Origin of the sequence: Simiduia litorea (assembly GCF_042853465.1) — a bacterium.
Lineage (GTDB): Bacteria > Pseudomonadota > Gammaproteobacteria > Pseudomonadales > Cellvibrionaceae > Simiduia > Simiduia litorea.
Genome location: NZ_AP031497.1, coordinates 3,302,959 through 3,321,987, shown reverse-complemented (window position 1 = coordinate 3,321,987; position 19,029 = coordinate 3,302,959). Strand labels below are relative to the sequence as shown.

22 protein-coding genes are annotated in these 19,029 nt (G+C 52.4%); 4 read left to right on the top strand and 18 right to left on the bottom strand.

Features of this window, described 5'->3' with window-relative positions; genetic code table 11:
* Positions 1 to 5: 5 nt before the first annotated feature.
* The 14 genes from ACGHTT_RS14735 to dksA all read right to left on the bottom strand — a co-directional run bounded on the left by ACGHTT_RS14735 (position 6) and on the right by dksA (position 13,127).
* Positions 6 to 359 carry a hypothetical protein gene (locus tag ACGHTT_RS14735; RefSeq protein ID WP_390591609.1) on the bottom strand — a complete coding sequence of 118 codons (354 nt, stop codon included), beginning with the start codon at positions 357 to 359 and terminating at the stop codon, positions 6 to 8.
* A gap of 82 nt (positions 360 to 441) precedes the next feature.
* Positions 442 to 675, bottom strand: a complete 234-nt coding sequence (locus tag ACGHTT_RS14730; protein WP_390591608.1) for a hypothetical protein — start codon at positions 673 to 675, stop codon at positions 442 to 444.
* Between the two features lie 201 nt (positions 676 to 876).
* Entirely contained in the window at positions 877 to 1,191 is a 315-nt protein-coding gene (locus ACGHTT_RS14725) for a hypothetical protein (RefSeq protein WP_390591606.1), read from the bottom strand.
* 99 nt (positions 1,192 to 1,290) lie between these two features.
* On the bottom strand, positions 1,291 to 1,734 hold the full coding sequence (locus ACGHTT_RS14720; protein WP_390591605.1) for a T6SS immunity protein Tdi1 domain-containing protein: 444 nt from the start codon (positions 1,732 to 1,734) through the stop codon (positions 1,291 to 1,293).
* Positions 1,735 to 2,437: 703 nt separating this feature from the next.
* Complete coding sequence (locus tag ACGHTT_RS14715) at positions 2,438 to 2,701, bottom strand: hypothetical protein (protein WP_390591603.1); 264 nt, start codon at positions 2,699 to 2,701, stop codon at positions 2,438 to 2,440.
* A 31-nt stretch (positions 2,702 to 2,732) separates the two neighbouring features.
* Positions 2,733 to 3,560, bottom strand: coding sequence for a 3-methyl-2-oxobutanoate hydroxymethyltransferase (panB, locus tag ACGHTT_RS14710; RefSeq protein ID WP_390591601.1), 828 nt, complete (start codon positions 3,558 to 3,560; stop codon positions 2,733 to 2,735).
* 12 nt (positions 3,561 to 3,572) lie between these two features.
* Positions 3,573 to 4,253: a deoxynucleoside kinase gene (locus ACGHTT_RS14705; RefSeq protein ID WP_390591600.1), complete on the bottom strand. Its 681-nt coding sequence runs from the start codon at positions 4,251 to 4,253 to the stop codon at positions 3,573 to 3,575.
* A gap of 3 nt (positions 4,254 to 4,256) precedes the next feature.
* Positions 4,257 to 4,769 carry a 2-amino-4-hydroxy-6-hydroxymethyldihydropteridine diphosphokinase gene (gene folK / locus ACGHTT_RS14700; protein ID WP_390591599.1) on the bottom strand — a complete coding sequence of 171 codons (513 nt, stop codon included), beginning with the start codon at positions 4,767 to 4,769 and terminating at the stop codon, positions 4,257 to 4,259.
* A complete protein-coding gene (gene pcnB, locus ACGHTT_RS14695; protein ID WP_390591597.1) occupies positions 4,766 to 6,139 on the bottom strand; it encodes a polynucleotide adenylyltransferase PcnB in 1,374 nt (457 codons plus the stop codon). The genes folK and pcnB overlap by 4 nt, the downstream gene beginning before the upstream one ends.
* An 818-nt stretch (positions 6,140 to 6,957) precedes the next feature.
* Positions 6,958 to 8,346: a sigma-54-dependent transcriptional regulator gene (locus ACGHTT_RS14690; RefSeq protein ID WP_390591596.1), complete on the bottom strand. Its 1,389-nt coding sequence runs from the start codon at positions 8,344 to 8,346 to the stop codon at positions 6,958 to 6,960.
* Positions 8,347 to 8,398: 52 nt separating this feature from the next.
* Positions 8,399 to 11,359, bottom strand: a complete 2,961-nt coding sequence (locus tag ACGHTT_RS14685; protein WP_390591595.1) for an ATP-binding protein — start codon at positions 11,357 to 11,359, stop codon at positions 8,399 to 8,401.
* Positions 11,349 to 11,531 carry a hypothetical protein gene (locus tag ACGHTT_RS14680; protein WP_390591593.1) on the bottom strand — a complete coding sequence of 61 codons (183 nt, stop codon included), beginning with the start codon at positions 11,529 to 11,531 and terminating at the stop codon, positions 11,349 to 11,351. Before ACGHTT_RS14680 ends, ACGHTT_RS14685 begins: the two co-directional genes overlap by 11 nt.
* A 97-nt stretch (positions 11,532 to 11,628) precedes the next feature.
* Entirely contained in the window at positions 11,629 to 12,579 is a 951-nt protein-coding gene (gene gluQRS / locus ACGHTT_RS14675) for a tRNA glutamyl-Q(34) synthetase GluQRS (protein WP_390591591.1), read from the bottom strand.
* Positions 12,580 to 12,683: 104 nt separating this feature from the next.
* Positions 12,684 to 13,127, bottom strand: a complete 444-nt coding sequence (dksA, locus tag ACGHTT_RS14670) for an RNA polymerase-binding protein DksA (RefSeq protein ID WP_390591589.1) — start codon at positions 13,125 to 13,127, stop codon at positions 12,684 to 12,686.
* 203 nt (positions 13,128 to 13,330) lie between these two features.
* Here dksA and sfsA point away from each other — a divergent pair, with 203 nt between their 5' ends.
* Positions 13,331 to 14,041, top strand: a complete 711-nt coding sequence (sfsA, locus tag ACGHTT_RS14665; protein ID WP_390591587.1) for a DNA/RNA nuclease SfsA — start codon at positions 13,331 to 13,333, stop codon at positions 14,039 to 14,041.
* A gap of 90 nt (positions 14,042 to 14,131) precedes the next feature.
* Here the strand turns inward: sfsA and ACGHTT_RS14660 are convergent, their stop codons facing one another.
* The 4 genes from ACGHTT_RS14660 to ACGHTT_RS14645 all read right to left on the bottom strand — a co-directional run bounded on the left by ACGHTT_RS14660 (position 14,132) and on the right by ACGHTT_RS14645 (position 16,715).
* Positions 14,132 to 14,482 carry a Rieske (2Fe-2S) protein gene (locus ACGHTT_RS14660; RefSeq protein ID WP_390591586.1) on the bottom strand — a complete coding sequence of 117 codons (351 nt, stop codon included), beginning with the start codon at positions 14,480 to 14,482 and terminating at the stop codon, positions 14,132 to 14,134.
* A 124-nt stretch (positions 14,483 to 14,606) separates the two neighbouring features.
* Positions 14,607 to 15,500, bottom strand: coding sequence for a protease HtpX (htpX, locus tag ACGHTT_RS14655; RefSeq protein WP_390591585.1), 894 nt, complete (start codon positions 15,498 to 15,500; stop codon positions 14,607 to 14,609).
* A gap of 88 nt (positions 15,501 to 15,588) precedes the next feature.
* Positions 15,589 to 16,365, bottom strand: a complete 777-nt coding sequence (locus ACGHTT_RS14650; RefSeq protein WP_390591584.1) for a Crp/Fnr family transcriptional regulator — start codon at positions 16,363 to 16,365, stop codon at positions 15,589 to 15,591.
* A 74-nt stretch (positions 16,366 to 16,439) separates the two neighbouring features.
* Positions 16,440 to 16,715 carry a TfoX/Sxy family protein gene (locus tag ACGHTT_RS14645; protein ID WP_390591582.1) on the bottom strand — a complete coding sequence of 92 codons (276 nt, stop codon included), beginning with the start codon at positions 16,713 to 16,715 and terminating at the stop codon, positions 16,440 to 16,442.
* A gap of 117 nt (positions 16,716 to 16,832) precedes the next feature.
* On the opposite strand from ACGHTT_RS14645, the gene ACGHTT_RS14640 reads away from it, so the two are divergent.
* From ACGHTT_RS14640 to cysE, 3 genes are read left to right on the top strand one after another with little or no spacing between them, the layout of a single operon-like run.
* Positions 16,833 to 17,501: a M15 family metallopeptidase gene (locus tag ACGHTT_RS14640; protein WP_390591580.1), complete on the top strand. Its 669-nt coding sequence runs from the start codon at positions 16,833 to 16,835 to the stop codon at positions 17,499 to 17,501.
* Positions 17,502 to 17,526: 25 nt separating this feature from the next.
* On the top strand, positions 17,527 to 18,249 hold the full coding sequence (locus ACGHTT_RS14635) for an HAD family hydrolase (protein ID WP_390591578.1): 723 nt from the start codon (positions 17,527 to 17,529) through the stop codon (positions 18,247 to 18,249).
* On the top strand, positions 18,246 to 19,028 hold the full coding sequence (gene cysE / locus ACGHTT_RS14630) for a serine O-acetyltransferase (protein ID WP_390591577.1): 783 nt from the start codon (positions 18,246 to 18,248) through the stop codon (positions 19,026 to 19,028). The genes ACGHTT_RS14635 and cysE overlap by 4 nt, the downstream gene beginning before the upstream one ends.
* Position 19,029: the final 1 nt, after the last annotated feature.

The following is a 19,029-nucleotide window of genomic DNA, read 5'->3' as shown; positions in this document are numbered from 1 at the left end:
GCAATTTACAATTTAAAATTGTAACTCTTAGCATCACAGATAATTGAGAAGCTAGCCTTATCTAATAAATCAGACACAATCTCCAATGAATGCACCCGATCTTTAACGGTTGCTTTCACTTGATTTGAATATTCGGTACCAAGTCGAGGAACCATACTGTGCACATACCTTGCTTTACATGGATCGTTTTCAGGCATGACAAACTCGAAAATTACGGATTTATCGTTACTGCGCTGCTTATAAACAATACCAATATCCTCCAATTCTTCCACAGTAATTTTATATGGAATCTTCATTTCAGTTCTGGCCCATGAAGAACTAGCCGTAAAAGCCAGAATAATTGCTAATAGTCTAATCATTGCTCTCGAATAACGCCGCCATATGGGCCTTGTTATGCATTTATTTGCCCCTGCCAAATAGTTTAGATATAAGTGAAGGCTTTTATGTTTTAGGCTTTGGTAAAGAGAGATTTGCGTACTCTGGAACCAACGCCTTGGAACCGTGCTTTTCGAAGTTTATACGTATTGTTATATCGTCGGATTTAACAAACTTAAAGATTGCTTCAACTTGACCCAAGCCAAAAACAGGGTGTTCTAGCTGCATGCCTGGAGTAACTTGACCAACACCATTAACATCTAGGCTTTCTAGTTCACTAGCTTCCATTTTCTTGGACATGCTCAATCCTTTTTGGTGCATAACGCCGAGCTAACTGGCAGTTGTAAGTTGTAACTTTTTGGATTAGTTTGCGAAGCAACCCAAAAAGGCGCAACTTACAAAGCTGTCCGGTTGATCGACTTGTTATAAATACTTGACTCGAACAGAGTGTTTCTTTTTAAACAATACTGAATATGTGCATTTAATTTCGTTGTGAATTGCCTAATTATATAAAGTTACGTAGTCAATTTTTGGTTCAGTGCCGCAGCCGGTAGTTACACTTGGATTGTAGAATATTGTAACGTCTTTTTGAGAAATTATAGCTGTTAATATTACTGACGAAATATCGTCGTCGCCAGCAACGTTCTTAATGCGGAAGGCTTTTGTAATACCTGTAGAATTTTCCTTAAAAACAACTGTGCGACAATCAGGATTTGAATGGCCTTCAGTTTGCAATATTTTACCTTTTGGCGTCACATCCGCGAGCGTGATGGCACTTACTATCAAGGTAACCAGTAATACGACCAGCTTATTCATATTTTTTCCTTTTATAATCGATTAAATTTATAACGCCGCCATAAGTGGCGCGAGCTTGCGAGCGTCCGGCGACCGAAGGGAGCGAAATTAATGGCTTTGTTAGATTTCGCCATTACCTACCTGCTGCGCTATTTGCCCCGTTAATGAAAAATGAACTTCAATATCTGTTGGATCGATATTGGATAGTTCATACAATCCACCCAATAAATAGGGCTTAGATAAACTGTATACTTGACCGCGAGAGAGTGTTTTTCCGGTTTGAATTAAGTCGCCAACCATTTGAACAGCAAAATGCTCGACTACAAAATCTTTGTTTGACAATAAACGTCCAAATTCTTCAGGTGATTCTGCTACTTGGGTAAATTCGCCACCACCAGTATCAAGCCACCAGACTTGACCATTATTCACACTCTGAACGAAAGCATCACCAGACGCAGAAAGTAATATTGGTAGGTATTCCCCACCCAACAGCCATTCCCAATCAGATAACAAAGAATCTCGATCTAGATGCGAGAAATTTACGGTTAAGTCATCCAATGTCATCCAATTTTCCTAGAAAGCTAACAGTCTTATTCAATACCTCCGAGGCTTAATATATTACGCCTCGGAGGTATATATCCAGAGCGGAACTTTTGTACATGTTCCAACTCTCCCTTTAATTTCAAGACGTTACCACAAATCTAAAAAAGTGGCGCAAAACAATGCGCCTCGGAGGCATGTATCGCGCTTTGGGTATTGACGACAAAATTGAACCGTAAGCGGATTCTGCCTATAAGGGGCAAATGCATTGATTCATGAAACGCGCTTTTATGCATCGACCCACGCACATTTCCTGCAAGCGCTTCACCCAGCCATTTCAGCACACTCTCCTTGGGCGTCCTGCCCAGCAAGTGTACCTACATCCTGTAGGCAAGCCACAGGGACTTCGGTGCAGCTAGACCTGTCCGACGATTCGGCTAAATGGCGCGAGCGAATCAGTGCATTGATTTTGAGTTTTAATAGCGAATGCTGGTAAAAATTTCATTCGAAAGGATACAGCGACGAGAGTCGGGTGGTTAGAAGGTGAAAGCCCCTGAAAATTGTGAGGTTAATGATGTTAGCCGCAAGGCAGATGCCCTGGTCCGACACTTCGGCCCCCCTAAAGCTACAAGACGGAAGTTTGGACCCTGTTGGGTGTTATTGCTTGCAGCTTGAGGCTTGTAGCTTTTAGTTTGTAACTAGCAACGGGATGGCCCGCCGCTAGAGACTAGCAACTAGCGTCTTCTTTTCTCCGAAAATACTTCACCAACCCAATCACCGACGCCGCAATCCAAAACAGCTCAATAATAAAACTCGCCAAATTAAAATTAATGCACAAGCTAATCAGCAAAAAAATCGCGCCCACTAAATTCATCAGGTTGTAGGTGAGTTTAGTGGGTTGGATTTTTTCCAGTTGCAGTAGGGTGAACGCGCCCACAACGAGCGCTGTGCCCGTGACGCCGATGATGTCGGCGAATAGGTTGGTTAGCATTTATTCGGCCCTGTGTTTTTCAGCGCCTGGCTTATTCAAAGCTGTGTTCGTCGGCGGGGAAAACACCGTTTTTGACGTCGTCGGAATATTTCAGTAGGGCACCGGGAATGTCGCCGGCTTCTATTAAGAAATTTTTCGAAAACTTTGGTGGGTGTTCGGTTAGGCCGAGAATGTCGTTGATGACAAGTACTTGGCCGTCGGCATCTTTACCTGCGCCTATGCCGATGGTGGGCATGGAAACGGCGGCGGTAATGTCTTCCGCCAGTGACGACGGCACGCATTCTAAAACTAATAAATCGGCGCCGGCTTCGTCTAATAATTTTGCATCGCGCAGCATGGTTTTGGCGCTGGCGGCATCGCGGCCTTGTACGCGGTAGCCGCCGAGTTTATTGACCGATTGTGGCGTTAAGCCTAAGTGGCCGCACACGGGAATGCCGCGTTCGGTGAGTTTGTGCACAGTGTCGGCTACCCAGGCGCCGCCTTCGAGCTTAACCATGTGCGCGCCGGCTTGCATGATGCGAGTGGCGTTGTGCATGGCGAGTTCGGTGCTGGCGTAGGTCATAAACGGCATGTCGCCCATGATTAATGACTTACTGTTGCCGCGCGCTACCGCTTCAATGTGGTAGATCATTTGTTCCATGGTGACCGGTACGGTGCTGTCGTAACCCAACACGGTCATGCCCAGTGAGTCGCCGATCAATAAAACTTGTACGCCGCATTTTTGCGCCATGGCGGCCATGGGGGCGTCGTAGAGTGCCACGGTGACAAATTTTTCGCCGTCGGCTTTCATTTTGCGCAGGGTGTTTACCGTCACCAGTTTGGTTAATGCGGACTCAGTAAACAATTTTCCGTAGGGCATAACAGCCTCCCGTTACAGCTTGGGTGTGGGGTTGTAGTAGTGGCGACCGGATTTGATGTTGAGCAGGTAGTCTACCAGCTGCCGGTAGTGATCGGCATTGGAGACTAGGTCTAGGTCGGTCGCGTTGACGATGAGTAGCGGCGCTTCATCATAAAAATGAAAAAAGCGCATGTAGGCATCGTTCAGTTTATTGAGGTAGTCGGCTTGAATCAGCTGCTCGGCGGCGATGCCGCGGCTTTTAATGCGATTGAGCAATACATCGGTGGGCGCTTGCAAGTAAATCACCAGGTCGGGCTTGGGGCTGTCGATGGTGAGCTTGTTGTAAACCTGCTGGTAGAGGTCGAACTCATCGTCGTCGAGGGTGACCTGGGCAAAGAGTTGATCTTTCTCCATCAAGAAGTCGGACACGCGCACCGGTTCGAAAATATCGTCTTGGCGTAAATCTTTAAGTTGCTGTGCGCGCTGAAACAGGAAAAATAATTGCGTCGGCAGGGCGCTGTTTTTTGGATCGCGGTAGAAGCGCTCGAGGAAGGGGTTTTCCTGCGGCTGTTCTAGCAGCATGTCGTAATTGAAGGTTTGCGCTAGGTGTTTGGCCAAGGTGGTTTTGCCCACGCCAATGGCGCCTTCAACGGCCACGAACCGGGGCAGTTGTACGTTGTTTAGATCCAATTGCAGGTCAAAAAAATCGCTCACCGCTTACTCCTTGTGATTCGCCTGATGCGTGATAGGCGACAGCCCGTCCATCGTACAGTTTGCCCGTAGGGATGCAATAGATTCACCGCTCGGCAACTGCGCCTCTGGCCAGATGTCGTGCAGCGGCATGAGAACAAAATTGCGCTCGCGTAGATAGGGATGCGGCACCGTAAGGCGATCAATGTTGATGGCTTCTTTGCCGTACAACAGTAGGTCGAGATCGAGTGTGCGCGGGCCCCAGTGCTGCAGCCTCACGCGCTGATGTTTTTGCTCCAGCGCTTGCAGGGCATCCAGCAGTTCAAGCGCTGCCAGTTGGGTTTCTAGCAATGCACAGGCGTTGATGAAGTCTGGCTGCTCTGGCCCCACGGCGCGGCTTTGGTAGAGCGGCGATTGTGCTAGCAGCTGGGTGCTGGGCAGTTGCCCTAGTTCGATCAGAGCTTGTGTAATTTGCGCCATGGGCTCAGACAAATTACTGCCCAAACCAATGGCGGCTCTTACCGGTGGTGTTGCGCTCATGCGGGGTTGGCAGGTTTTTTCCGCGGGCTGCGACGCCGGCTGCGGCCCTTGGGGCCGGTCATGTTTTGCACCATGGCCTCTCGGCCTTCTTCGTTGGCGACTTGGAAGTCTGTCCACCATTGGCCTAAGCCATCGAAGTTTTCACCGGCACTTTCGCGCAACAATAAAAAGTCGTAGGCGGCGCGGAAGCGCTCGTGGCCGAACGTGACAAAGGCGCGCTTGCCGGCGCGGTTGGGCAGGCGCAATTGCAGATCCCAAATTTCGCGCATGGGAATTAGGAAGCGCTTGGGTATGGAAATGGCGGCGAGCTGTTGGCTGACCACCGCGCTGGCGGCCTGACCTAAGGCGACTAAGGGCGTGAGTTTCTCGCTCGCCATCAACGCTTCCTGTTTCTCTTTAACTACCGGCCACAACAGGGCGGCAAAGATAAAGGCGGGGGTAACGCGCTGGTCGTTGCGGATGCGCTTATCGGTATTGACCAGCGCATGTTCGATGAGTTTTTCGGCTTTGGCATCACCGCGTTGCAGCAGGGCTTCTGTTTGTGGAAACAAGTAGGCCAGTAGGCCGTAATCGCGCAGCAGGCTAAAGGTGGCTGTGGCGGAACCGGCCATAAACAACTTGAGGCTTTCATCGAACAGGCGCGATGAAGAAACTTGGCCGATGAGTTCAGCATTTGGCGCTATGGGCGCGGCGGTGTTGGGCTCTATGTTAAAGCCTAGCTTGGCGGCAAAGCGCACGGCGCGCAGCATGCGCACGGGGTCTTCTTTATAGCGTGTGAGCGGGTCGCCAATCATGCGAATTTGGCGTTTTTTCAAATCGTCTAGGCCGCCCTCGTAATCCACCACGGTGAAGTCTTTCGAGGTGTAATAAAGTGCGTTGATGGTGAAGTCGCGCCGGGCTGAATCGGTTTCTAAGGTACCAAAGACGTTGTCGCGCAACAGCATGCCGGAGTCGGCCTGATGGGAGTCGCGCTCGCTCTCGGATTCGGTGTGGTTGTCGCGAAAGGTGGTGACTTCAATCAGCTCGCGCCCCATGCGCACATGGACAATTTTAAAGCGCCGGCCAATGATGCGCGCGCCGCGGAAGATCTGGCGCACTTGCTCGGGTGTGGCGTTGGTGGCTAGGTCGAAATCTTTCGGGTGGCCATCCAGTAGTAGGTCGCGCACACCGCCGCCGACTAAATAGGCCTCAAAGCCTTCATCGTTTAAGCGCTTCATGGCCGACACGGCACCGCGGCTGATATTGGCGCGGGAGATGTTGTGTTCGTCGCGAGGAATAATGCGCTTGGTTTGGGTGTTGCCGGCAGAAAGGGCGCTTGAGGTGTCGCCTTTGATAAATGCGGGTAACAGGGAGAAAAGTCGCTTCAGCATGGGTGAGGTCGGTTGGCCTATGGTCAATATGGTCAGAAAGGCGCGAGTTTATCACGCTCTGGGCAAATCACTTAGTGCCTATCATGGAAGATGATAGGGTTAAAAGGCTGTATGCGTGAGTTTCAGCGGCTTGTGGCTGACATAGCCCTGCTGCAGCGCCACAAAGCAAAACGGGAAAGCCTTGGCTTTCCCGTTAAATTCTGTGTACGTCCACATTGTTATGCTTATTAGGTGGTGCTTCCTTGCCCGGGGCTGGCGAATGCTTACTGGCAAACCCTCTCCTAGTTGTGCAGTCAGTTAAATCACTTTCTATATTTTTATTATTTCTTGTTGTTATTAGAGTATTTCTACGTTTCTTATTATTTCTTGTTGTTATTAGAGCTATCTGTTTTTCTTATTATTTGTAGTTTTTATTATGTTATCTAAGTCAGTTTTTATTATTTTTTGTTCTTATTATGTAGCCCACTAATACATTTCCCGTGCCAACTTTTGTTTTTGCATGTAAATCAATGACTTACGTCTAATTACCATTTGGCATAGTTAGTTGGATTTCATATATTCGTTACCGTTTGTTTCGTTACTTGTTACATTCCTGTGACAAGGTAACAAATAAAATGGATGAGTGGATTTGCAGCCTCGGCCAAACTGGTCTATCCCCGTGTTGGCAATGGCTTAGTAGGGGGAAATGTCGCCAAGGCCCTCAGCGCTTGCGCTTAGGGCTATTGTTTGGTTGGGGAAAGTTGGTGACTAAGTACGAAAAAGCCCAGAGGCAGGCGCGCGCTGGGCTTTTTGGCTAACCACTGGGGTGGTGGCTGAATCTAGCGGTTGGTGGCTTTTTTACGCGGTATGCCAAGGCGCTGGCGCCTTTCCCATAAGCACTTGCGACTGACGCCGAGCTTCTTCGCCAGCTCGGTCTCGCTCATGGTGTCTTGGTGCTCGATCACGAAGCGTTGGAAGTAGTCTTCTAGCGATAGATCTTCCTCTGGGTCTTCCTTGGATTTACCCAATAGCTTGCGCGGTTGGAAGTCGTCTTGGTCGTCATCTTCGACGTCTACCTCCACGAGGTCTAGGTCTATTTCGAGTAGCTCGTGGTTTATCTCTTTGTCGTTGTTGCACAGGATTATGGCGCGCTGGATGGCGTTCTCCATTTCCCGCACGTTACCGGGCCAGATATAGGTGGTGATGGCCTGAATGGCTTCGGGCGAGAGTGTTAACAGCGGCTTACCGAAGGTCACGCAATAGCGTTTAAGCATGTGTTCGGCCAGTAGCAATATGTCGCGCCCGCGCTCGCGCAGGGGCGGCAGTGTTACCTGCACCACATTGATGCGGTAATACAAATCTTCGCGGAATTTACCTTCTTGGGCCAGCTTGCGCAGGTCTCTGTGGGTTGCTGCGACCAGGCGCACATCCACTTTGCGCGATTCCACCGAGCCGATGGGCCTTACTTCGCCTTCCTGCAAGACGCGCAGTAACCGGGCCTGTGCTTCAAGCGGCAGTTCGCCTATTTCATCGAGGAACAAGGTGCCGCCGTCGGCGGCAGCCACCAAGCCTTCACGCTGGCTGGCGGCACCCGTAAAGGCGCCTTTCTCGTGGCCGAATAATTCCGATTCGATCAGGGTTTCGGGGATAGCCGCGCAGTTGACGGAAATCAGGGGCTTATCGGCCCGCGGGCTCTCGGCGTGGATGGCTTTGGCCACCAATTCTTTACCGGTACCCGTCTCGCCGTGCACCAATACCGTGGCGCCGGTGGGTGCGACCCGATGAATCTTTGCATACAGCGCTTTCATGACGTTGGAGCTGCCGATCATGCTCGCCACGCCCACCTGGTTTTCGGTGGGGGCTTGCAGGGCGGCGCGGTTGGCCTTGCCGATGACGCGCTTAACCGCCGCTAGCATCTCGTCGTGATCGAAGGGCTTGGCGATGTAATCGACGGCGCCCATGCGCATGGAATCCACCGCTGAGCGCAGGCTGGCGTAACTGGTCATGATCAGTACTGGCACGTCGCCGCACAGGGTGATGAGGTCGGTGCCAGGCGCGCCCGGTAGGCGCAAATCGCTGATCACCAGATCGAAACTGGTGAGGTTGTGTTTGCTGGTAGCTTCTTTGACTGAGCCGGCCTCATTGACGATGTATTTGTTGCGCTCGAGCAGTTTGCGCAGTGCCATACGGATAATGGGTTCATCTTCAACGATCAGGATATGGCTCATAGTGTTTCTTTTTGCTACACGTTAACGGGCTAGTGTTACCAACCTTGGGATCTTATGCAAGGGGTAACTGGATATCAAATCGGGTGCCTTTACCGGTTTCTGGGTCGGCTGGACTGGTGACGGTTAACAGGCCTTTGTGATCTTCAATAATGGAATACACCATGGCCAAACCCAGCCCCGTGCCCTTGCCTGGTTCCTTGGTGGTAAAGAAGGGCTCCATGATGCGGTCGAGCAGTTCTGGCGGAATACCCGAGCCCTCGTCTTCCACGCTAATCACCGCATAGTGCTCGGATTCATCGCTCCACAGGCTAACGTCGGCGCCATCTGGGCTGGCGTCGCGGGCGTTGGAGAGCAGGTTAACAAATACCTGAATCATGCGCTGGCTGTCGCCTAATAGCGTGATGCCGGCATCGATATGATTACTAAACTGCACCTGCTGGCGGTCTTTCTGTAAGGAGATCAGTGCAATCGCCTCCTGCGCGCAGGTGTGAATATTCATCGGCTCGACCAAGCGCTCTTCGCCACCGCCGGAGTGGGAGAAGCTCACCAGCGAGTGCACGATGCGCGACACCCGCTCGGTTTGGCTGAGAATTTGGTCGGCGGTGGCGTGCACCTCGGCCTCGTCTGAGTCGTAGTGCAGGTTCTGTGCGAGGCAGGCGATGCCGGTGATGGGGTTACCAATTTCGTGCGCCACCCCAGCGGCCAGTCGACCGACACTGGCTAGGCGCTCGCTGTGCACCAGCTCCTGCTCTAGCAGCTGCGTTTCGGTCACGTCTTCGAGCAGAATGACTTGGCCGTCGAACAAGTCGGTGTGCGCCTCTTTCGGGCCATCTTGCTCAAGTAGCGCTTTGTGCAGGCTAATCCAGTGGGTGCGGTGGTTGATCTCGATACTTTGTTTGTAGCGGTGGTTGTCGTCGCTCAGGGCGAAGTCGCGGATTAAGCTGCCCCAAGGGTCGGGCAGGTCTTCGATGCGCGAGCCGGTAATCTCGGTGGTGTTGATACCGGTGAGGTTTTCCATGGCGTCGTTCCACATCAGGATTTCGCCGTCGTGGCCGAGTGAGCAGGCCGACATGGGCAGCAGCTGCAGCGTTTGACGGTGATAGATGCGCAATTTATTCAGCTCGGCGGCCATACCGGTGAGGTGAATTTGCAGCTGCCCGAGACGGTTTTCCATCAAGTTGATGTCGGTGGTTTGGCGCTGCTCTGACACTGAGTAGGGAATGCATCGGTCTAGGATATCGTTGGCGATACCTATCCCCATCAGGCCGGAAAGGTTGGCCTCGATTTGATCGCGCAGGCGCCGCAAGGCGTAGGGGCGGCGCTCGTCGATGGTGAGGTTGAGTTGATTGAGGGCCTTGTAAACTTCATCGCGAGCCGACTGCGGCCCCAATACTTCCCCTAACTGACTGCGAAATTCGCGCGCCGAACGCAACTCTAGTGACAGGCGCAGTGGCTGGCTGAGCTCGTCGTCGGCGCAGATGTCGGCGCTGAAGCGCTCGTCTTCACCCTGCTGGGTGAGTAGTGACAGCAGGGCAAAAATCAAGGTGTTGGCGCCGAGAGAAATGAGTGTGATCTCGCTCCAAAAGTTGACGCCCACGGGCACAGTCCAGCCTTCAATCGGCAGTTGGTAGGCGGTGATATCGAACACGGCTGGGAAAAATAAGCCCATGGCCCAAATGGATGCGCCCAGGCTTAAGCCGCAGATGGCGCCGAGCCGATTGCCTCTCGGCCAATAGGCAACCGCTGAAATGGAGGGCAGGAATTGCAGCGTTGCAATAAACGCCATGAGCGCCAGTTGGGTCAGCGAGTAATCGTTATCAAGTAGCAAATAAAAGCCGTAGCCGGCCAAGAATACCAAGGCGATTAAGACCCGGCGCAGCCAGATCAAGCGCGCGTAGATATCGGTTTGGTAGCTCATTTGCAGCAGCGGCAGTAGCCAGTGGTTGAGCAGCATGGTGGCCAATGCCAGTGCGATGATCACCATGGCGCCGGTGGCGGCCGATAAACCGCCGACAAAGGCGACCACGGTTAATAGGGGTGAGTCGCCGAAAATCGGTACGCCGAGAGTGAAATACTGCGCCGGTAGCGGCACGCCAAGTTCAAAACCGGCCCAGAGAATGGGGAATATGGGTAGTGCCATCAGCAGCAAAAACAGTGGGAAAGCCCAGCTAACGGTGCTGGTGGTTTGATCCATGGAACTTTCCACCACACTCATGTGGAAGATGTGAGGCATTGCCACGGCGGTGGCGAAAAATACCAGCATCAAGGTCGAGCTGGCCGAGTCTTTCATGGGGCTGTGTAGTAGCGCGAGATTTTCTGGGTGGTCGAGTAGCCATTGATCTAGCCCTTCAATGCCGCCAAAGACATTGAACACGGCGAATAAACCGATGGCGCAAATAGCGCACACCTTGAGCAATGACTCGAATGCCATGGCGGTGATCATGCCCCGGTGCTGCTCGCGGTTGGAGCCGAACATGATGGTAAAGGTGGCTAGCAGGGCGCAGTACATGAAAGCCAGAAATTGTTTCAGCGTCAGGCCCGACTCCGCCAAGCCAAGGTCGGGCAGTCGATCTACGGTGATGATGCGCAAAGTGTCGCTGACGGCTTGAATTTGCAGCGTGATGAGCGGTAACACGCCGAGAAACATGCACAGGGTGGTGAGCGCACCCAACCAGTTGCTGTGGTAGCGAAACACCAGCAAGTCGGCGAGGGAGTGAATTTGGTAGCGCCGGGCCAGATCGGCCAAAGGGCGGATGGCCACAGGCGCGAACAAAAACAGCGCGCCGGTGCCGAGGTAATAGGCGAGGGCGCCGTAACCGTATTGGAAGGCCAAATCCACCACGCCATAAAACGACCAAGCGCTGGCAAAAATACCGAGCGACAGAATATAGACAATCGGATGGCGAATGACTTTATCGGGAATCCAGCCTTTTTCGGTAATCCACGCAATGCCAAAAATAACCAGTAAGTAGCTAACGCAGAGCAGTGCAATTTCAGTCAGGCTAAAGATCATTGCGTTTAGCCTTGCTGCTACTTTGAATGAAGTAAGCGATCACTATCACAAAAACCCAGATGATAAAGGGGCGATACCAGGAGCCATTCTCATTGATTACCCAGCCGAACAGGGTTGGCGAGAAAATATAGGCCACCAGCAGTAACAGGATAATGAGGCGTTGATTGGGCATGGGTTAGGGTCGTTGCGGGCAAGCGGCCAATGGTACGGATAGGCCGTGTGCTTGGCAACTTATCCCTCTGTGTGAGGCGGTCATCATCGGTCTGGCTCTAGTGGCTGAATAACGGATCAGTTTGGGCCATGGTTTTTGGCACTTTGGCCAGCGACCAATTCGCTTGGCCCCAGTGCAGCACGGCGTCAGCCGAGCTGTGCAAGAGCGACTCCGGTGGCGCTTGGCCGAGTATGCGCAGGGCGTGATAGAGGTTGTCGCGCGGCGCGTTCAGGTCGAGCGCCGGCGCGTGATTTTGCTTACTGAGCTTCTGCCCTTGGCGGTTGTTGATCACCGGAATATGGGCCCAGCTTGGTGCCGTCTCGCCCAGTAGTTGAAACAGGAGTTGTTGGCGAGCGCTTACTTCCAATAAATCTGAACCGCGCACGACGTGGGTAATGCCTTGATAAATGTCGTCGGCCACCACCGCTAGCTGATAGGCGTGCAGGCCGTCTTTACGCTTCAGGATAAAGTCGCCGAAATCGGAGGCGGGGGTTTGCACTTGTGGGCCTTGAATGGCGTCGTCGAATCTCACAGTTTGTTCTGGTTGTGGCAGTTTTATGCGCCAAGCCACGCTGTCGCCGGCGGCTGGCGGCGTGTGTAAACAGTGGCGATCGTAGACGCGCCCGAGCGTGGCAAGTCGGTTTCTATTGCAGCTGCAGTGGTAGATCAGACCCTTGCTTTCGAGCTTGCGCAGTATTGATTCATAGGCGGCTAGGCGCTGGCTTTGATACAGCACGGGCTGGTCGGAATAGAGTCCATGGCTGGCTAACGCCGCCAAAATGGCTCGACTAGCGCCGGCCTGCTCCCTCGGTGGGTCTAGGTCTTCGATACGAATGAGCCATGTGCCTTGGTGAGCGCGCGCATCTAGGTAGCTGGCTACAGCGGCGAGTAGGCTGCCGAAATGTAACGGGCCTGTGGGCGAGGGCGCAAAACGGCCTCGGTATTGGCTAAGCTTAGGGGTGGCGAGCATGGTGGCGATGGCAATAGGACGCCTGAATACAGATGGCAACAGCGGTTGATACGCCGGCTAGGCTGACGTCGACGGAGCCCAAGGGCTTGGGTATAAAAACGACAAAGGGCGATATATCGCCCTTTGTGTGCCTTGGCAAGCGTTTAGCCGCCAATCTGCTTTTCTTTGATTTCCGCCAGCGTTTTACAGTCGACGCAAAGGGTCGCTGTGGGGCGGGCTTCTAATCGTCGAATACCAATTTCGACACCACAGGTTTCGCAGTAACCGTAATCATCTTGCTCGATAAGCTCGACGGTGCTGTCGATCTTCTTGATCAATTTGCGCTCGCGATCGCGGGTGCGCAATTCAAGGCTGAACTCTTCTTCCTGGCTAGCGCGATCGGCTGGATCTGGGAAGTTGGCAGCTTCATCTTTCATGTGGCTCATGGTGCGATCGACTTCTTCCATGAGTTCACGCTTCCAGTTCAGCAGGATGCTTTTGAAGTGATCCCGCTGAGATTCATTCATGTACTCCTCACCCTTCTTCTCCTTGTAGGGTGTGAAGCTTGAGCCTTCTAGTGCTGACTCTTTAGCTGCATGTTTGGGCATGTTGACGCCTCTTCTATAACTTCCGGGTTATGCAGAATGGGGGTGGGAAATTGAATTTCAAGTACCCCCCGTTTGGAAGGCAGCAAACTACCAGATTCTGTCAGCGCTGGCCACTGTTTTACGTCGCTACAGGTGGCTTGCACTAATGGTAAACTCTCGCCGAAATACCTTAGGAGTTGGTTAAAAAACCATCAGTAGACGCTATGAAATTAGAGCCGGCACTGCAACAGGCGCATTTAATAAAGCGTTACAAACGTTTTCTCGCCGATATTCGTTTGAGTTCGGGCGAGGTGAAAACCATTCACTGCCCCAATACTGGCTCCATGCGCGCCTGTTTGGCGCCAGATTCACCTTGTTGGTATTCGGTATCGGCGTCCAAGACGCGAAAGTACCCAGAGACCTGGGAAATTGCCACCACACCCGATGGTTTTTTGGCTGGTATTAATACCCACCGCGCCAACGCTTTAGTGGCCGAGTTATTGGCGCACAGGGGTGTGGCCAGCTTGGCCGACTACGATAGCATCCGCGCCGAAGTAAAATATGGCGCGGAAAATTCACGTATCGATTTTTTGCTCGAGGCGCAAAACTTGCCCAAGTGTTATGTGGAAGTGAAAAACGTCACCTTGCACGAGGGAGACGGTTTGGGTTTTTTCCCGGATGCCGTGAGTAGCCGAGGGGCAAAACATTTGCGCGAGTTAATGGCGATGGTTGAGCAGGGGCATCGGGCGGTTTTGTTTTTTTGCGTTCAGCACACAGGTATTCGCCGCGTGGCGCCGGCCGATCACATAGACCCGCTGTACGGTGAATTATTGCGCGAGGCGGCGGCGAAGGGCGTTGAGATTTTTGCCTACGGTGCGCACCTGTCGGCGCAGGAAATTCGCTTGCAGGAGCCCTTGCCGGTGCTACTGGATTGAGTTCGCTCTGTCAGCCCTCTTAGTCTTTTAAGTTAGCTGTTGGGTAGGTTAGCTATTGGGTAGGTTGGCTATGGATTGGGTGTTGTTGGTTTACGGGTGCTGACTCAAATCCAGTTCTTCCAAGTCGACACTCACCTGCTGATCGATCACAGTACAGCTAATAGACTCTAGGCTTTTGCCGCGGCAGGGGCCGGCAACGCATTCGCCATTGTGCATTAAAAAAAGCGCGCCATGGGTTGCGCATTGAATCATTTCGCCATCGAAATCTAAGAACTTATCTTCCTGCCACTGCAGCTCAATACCTAGGTGTGGGCATCGGTTGCGGTAGGCGTAAAATACACCGCGTTCATTCACGACAAACAATTTAATACCGCTGAGTTCAAACTGTTTGCTGGTATTTTCACCGATAGCATCGGCTGGGCAAAGTGCGGTAAAAGGCACGCATGATTCCTTCTGAGTAAGCCTGTTGATCAGTATACGTGGCGTGACAAGATAGGTGGCGGAAAGTTAACACCGCAGCGGTTTTTTGCTGCGGCGTTAACGGTGCCGTAAGCTTATGTAAAACTTAGGCCGCTTGTTTCAGCGCGCGTATACGAGCTTCCAAGGGTGGATGGCTAGAAAATAACGCGCTCATGGACTGCTTGAAACCGCTGCTGATACCAAACGCGTACAGGCTGTCGGGCATGGTCGACGCAACGTGTGCATCTTGTTCGGCTTTTAGCCGTGCCAGCGCGCCAATCATGCCGTTACGGCTGGCGAGGTGGGCACCGGCGGCATCGGCGCGAAATTCACGCCAGCGGGAAAAGCGCATCACGATCATGGAGGCGAGAAAGCCCAACACGATTTCGGCGACAAAGGTGGTAATGTAAAAAGCGATACCATGGCCGTTTTCATTTTTAAACACAGCGCGGTCAACGGTGCTACCGATAATGCGTGCGAAGAACATAACGAAGGTATTCACCACGCCTTGAATCAGGGTTAGGGTAATCATATCGCCGTTGGCCACGTGGCCAATTTCATGGGCTAATACGGCCTCGGCTTCCTCGCGGCTAAAGCGATCGAGCAAGCCTTGGCTCACGGCGACCAGCGCGGCATTTCGATTCCAGCCGGTGGCAAAGGCGTTGGATTCTTTGGCCGGGAAAATGCCCACTTCGGGCATGCCGATATTGGCTTTATCCGCCAAGCGTTTGACCGTGGTGACCAGCCATTGCTCTTGTTCATTGCGTGGCTGTTCAATAAGGCGGGTGCCGGTGCCACGTTTAGCCATCCACTTAGAGATGAGCAACGATACAAAGCTGCCGGCGAAGCCGAACACGGCGCAGAAAATAAGCAGAGAGGTGAGGTTTAGCCCAGAGCCATTGGCCTCAAAATAGGAGTTTACTCCAAGCAAGCTCAACACCACACTGGCAACCAAAATGATGGCAAGGTTGGTGAGTAGAAACAAACCGATTCGCAACACGATACATCCTCATAGTGATATGGGCGGCGGTGCGCCCTACGACCTATTAGATGGCGGTGATATTGAAAAATTCAATAGCGATACAGGTTTAATGTCGAGCGGCGATCTGTTGGTTTAACTGGTTAATTTTGTCGGCCATCTCTTCGATCAGGCCGATACAAATTTGCGGTTGATGTTCAACTAAATCGATGAAGTCTTCCTTGCGTACCGCCATAACCGAGCAGTCGGAGGTAGCAATGACACTGGCATTGCGTGCCTGACGGGTAAACACCGCGAGGGCGCCAAAAATTTCGTCTCTTTTTACATCGCCAACCTTGATGCCATCGCGGGTAGCCATGGCGGTGCCCTCGAGTAGGGTGTAGACGCAATCGGCGGTATCGCCTTGAGCAATAATGGTCTCGCCCTCGCTAAAGGACAAAAAGCCGGTGCTGGGCTGAAATTGGCCGCGCTTTTCTTGGGTTAGGGCTTGTTTGAAATAGGTGCAAAGGCAAATCAAATAATAGGCCCAATGCTTTTGCAATTCGGCGCTGGCGTTCACGTGGGCAATCAGGTCGTCGCGGTTGATGCTGATAAAGCTAGCCTGGTTGGCCACCAGCTTGCCCTCAGGCAACTGCAGCGACCGTGAAAGGCCCAATAAGTCGCCCGTTTCGTACTGTACAACTTCGTTGCCTTGATGCTCTAAGTGCACACTGCCGGAGGTCATTAGCAGCAGCTGAGAGGCGGGCCTTGTATCAAACAGGTCGGCGCTGTGAGGAACCGATAGGGTTTCGCCTTGCGGGCAATCCTTTAACAAGAGTTCAGTGAGGCCCTTTAGTTTGCTGCTCAGGTCAGAGATTTGGGCTGAATCGTTGTCGGATAAATACATGATCTGTGCTCGGTTGCTTGCGGTGTTGGCGCAAGAATAAGTGTAGCTTGAGTTGAGCGCTTACTGGCAGTTAACTATGTGAGAGCAGTCTCGTTCTCAGCCTCTTCCACTAATTTGGCCTTCAGGTCGGGCGCGAGATCATTCCAATGGGTGTCTGTCAGCGCACCTTGTAGAGCATACAACATGACCTTCGAGACATTAATACCGCGGGCCTTAATTCGGCAGTAGGCGTTGACCGGCCCCATGGCTTTTAAATCTTCGTAGGAGTTGACCCCTATGGCGCGCAGGATATTGACCGAAGCGGCACCGAGGTTTTTCAGTTGGAGTAAATCGCCATGACTCGTGGTCATTCTGTTCCTCTCCTAAAAGTGGCTTATTCTTATTTTTGCTGGCCTGTTGGCTGGCGGGCATGTAGCTTATATGTCCAATCGCTATAATACCGAGAGATTTGATAAGCGCAATCACTCATGAACACAGAATTCACTTCGAACCCGCAAATGCTATATGGCGTTGACCAGCCACCCTTGGTGACCTGCTTGGGTGCGTCGGTGCAGCCGGCTTTGGTTGAGCCCTTAGAATTGCTCGCTGACGCGGCCTCAAGAGCGGGCTTTGATCTGGCGATCGCCAGTGGCCATAGAAGCTTTGAGCGCCAGTTGTCTATTTTTAATGGGAAAGCAGAGGGTGCGAGGCCGGTGTTGGATCTGGACGGGCAGATAATAGACATCAGCCTGCTATCGGCGTCGGCGTTACTGCACGCTATTTTGCGCTGGTCTGCGTTGCCAGGTATGTCGCGCCACCACTGGGGTACGGATGTTGATATTTACGACCGCAGTATTTGTCGCGATGGCTATCAGCTGCAGTTAACGGTGGCGGAGTGTCGGGGGCCTATGGCGGGCTTTTATGGGTGGTTGGAGGAATATCTGGCGGCCCAGTCGACATTGGTTCGGCCTTACGCTCGTGATCTCGGTGGTGTTGCGCCCGAACCTTGGCATTTGAGTTACGCGCCTCTAGCCAAGGTTTATGCACAGCAGTACTCGGTGGCGACGCTGCAGGCGTTACTGGTAGCTTCGGATATTGCCTTAAAGTCGACGATTATTGCCCAGTTGCCTGAGCTGGTTCAGCGCTATCAGGTTTAATATTTTAGATGAAGGATTTTCAATTGTGCACCAATTCACGCAAGCGCTGAACGCGGCCAAACAGCCTCGGCTTTTTATTTTTGATTGCGATGGCGTGCTGGTCGATAGCGAGCCGATCGGGAATCAAATCTTGACGCGTCACTTGTGTCGAGCCGGTATCGAGATGACCGAGGCGCAAGTGCAGCGCCTGTTTCGCGGTTGCTCCGCCGCCATGTGTATTGAAAAAATTGCTCAGTGGTTAACCGCACCTGGCGAGGCGGACGTGTTTTGGCAGACCATGCAGGCGGAGACGTTGCTGGCGTTGCAAAGCGTTAAGCCAATTGAGGGCGTAATCTCCGTGCTTGAATTACTGCAGGGTCAGCAGCAGCCATTTTGTGTAGCTTCAGCGGGTGATTTAACAAAAATGCATACCACCCTAGGGGCAGCGGGGGTGTTGGAAAAATTTACGCCGCGGCTGTTTAGTGCTACCCAGGTGAAACGCAGCAAGCCTGCACCTGACTTGTTTATAAGCGCGGCTCAGGCGATGGGTTTCGAGCCGGCGCAATGTGTGGTGATTGAAGATTCACTCTTGGGGGTTCAGGCGGCCGTCGCAGCGGGTATGCCTGTGTACTGGTATGTGGCCCAGCGAGAGATGTCGGCCGCGGAGTTGGCTCAGATTACATTTATCGATTCCGAATTAGTCTGCGAATTTTCCAATATGGATGAATTGGTTACACTGCTAGGGCTAAAACGAGGGCAAGACAATTGACCACTGAACTCTGGCACACCATTCAAGCGGAAGCTAGGCACTTTAGCGCGGCGGAGCCTAGCTTAGCGAGTTTTTTTCACGGCGCTATTTTGCATCATGCTGACTTTGCGGCGTCGCTAAGTTTTATTCTCGCACAAAAACTCGATAGTCATCATTTGCCGGCTATTCTGTTGCGTCAGGTTATCGAAGACGTGTTGAGCCAATCGCCCGATATATTGTTGTCGGTAAAAAAAGATATTTTTGCCTGTATCGAACGCGACCCTGCGTGCAGCCATCACTTGATGCCGCTGCTGTACTTCAAAGGTTTTCACGCGCTGCAGGCGTACCGAATTGCGCATGCGCTTTGGAATGATAAGCGTCGCGCCTTGGCGCTGTTTTTTCAAAATCAAATATCGCAAACTTTTTGCGTGGATATTCACCCCGCTGCGAAACTCGGTACCGGCATCATGATCGATCATGCCACCGGTGTCGTTATCGGCGAGACGGCGGTGGTCGGCGATGATGTGTCACTGTTGCACGGCGTTACGCTCGGGGGTAGTGGTTACGCGAAAGGTGATCGACACCCGAAAATCGGGTCTGGGGTATTGATCAGTGCGGGCGCGAAATTGCTTGGTAATATTTGCATTGGCCAAGGCGCAAAAATTGCGGCGGGTAGTGTGGTGCTCGTTGATGTCGCGGCGCATACCACCGTTGCCGGCGTACCAGCCAAGGTAGTGGGCAAACCGAAATCGGAAAGCCCTGCGCGCGAGATGAATCACTCTATGTCGGATGACGATTGAG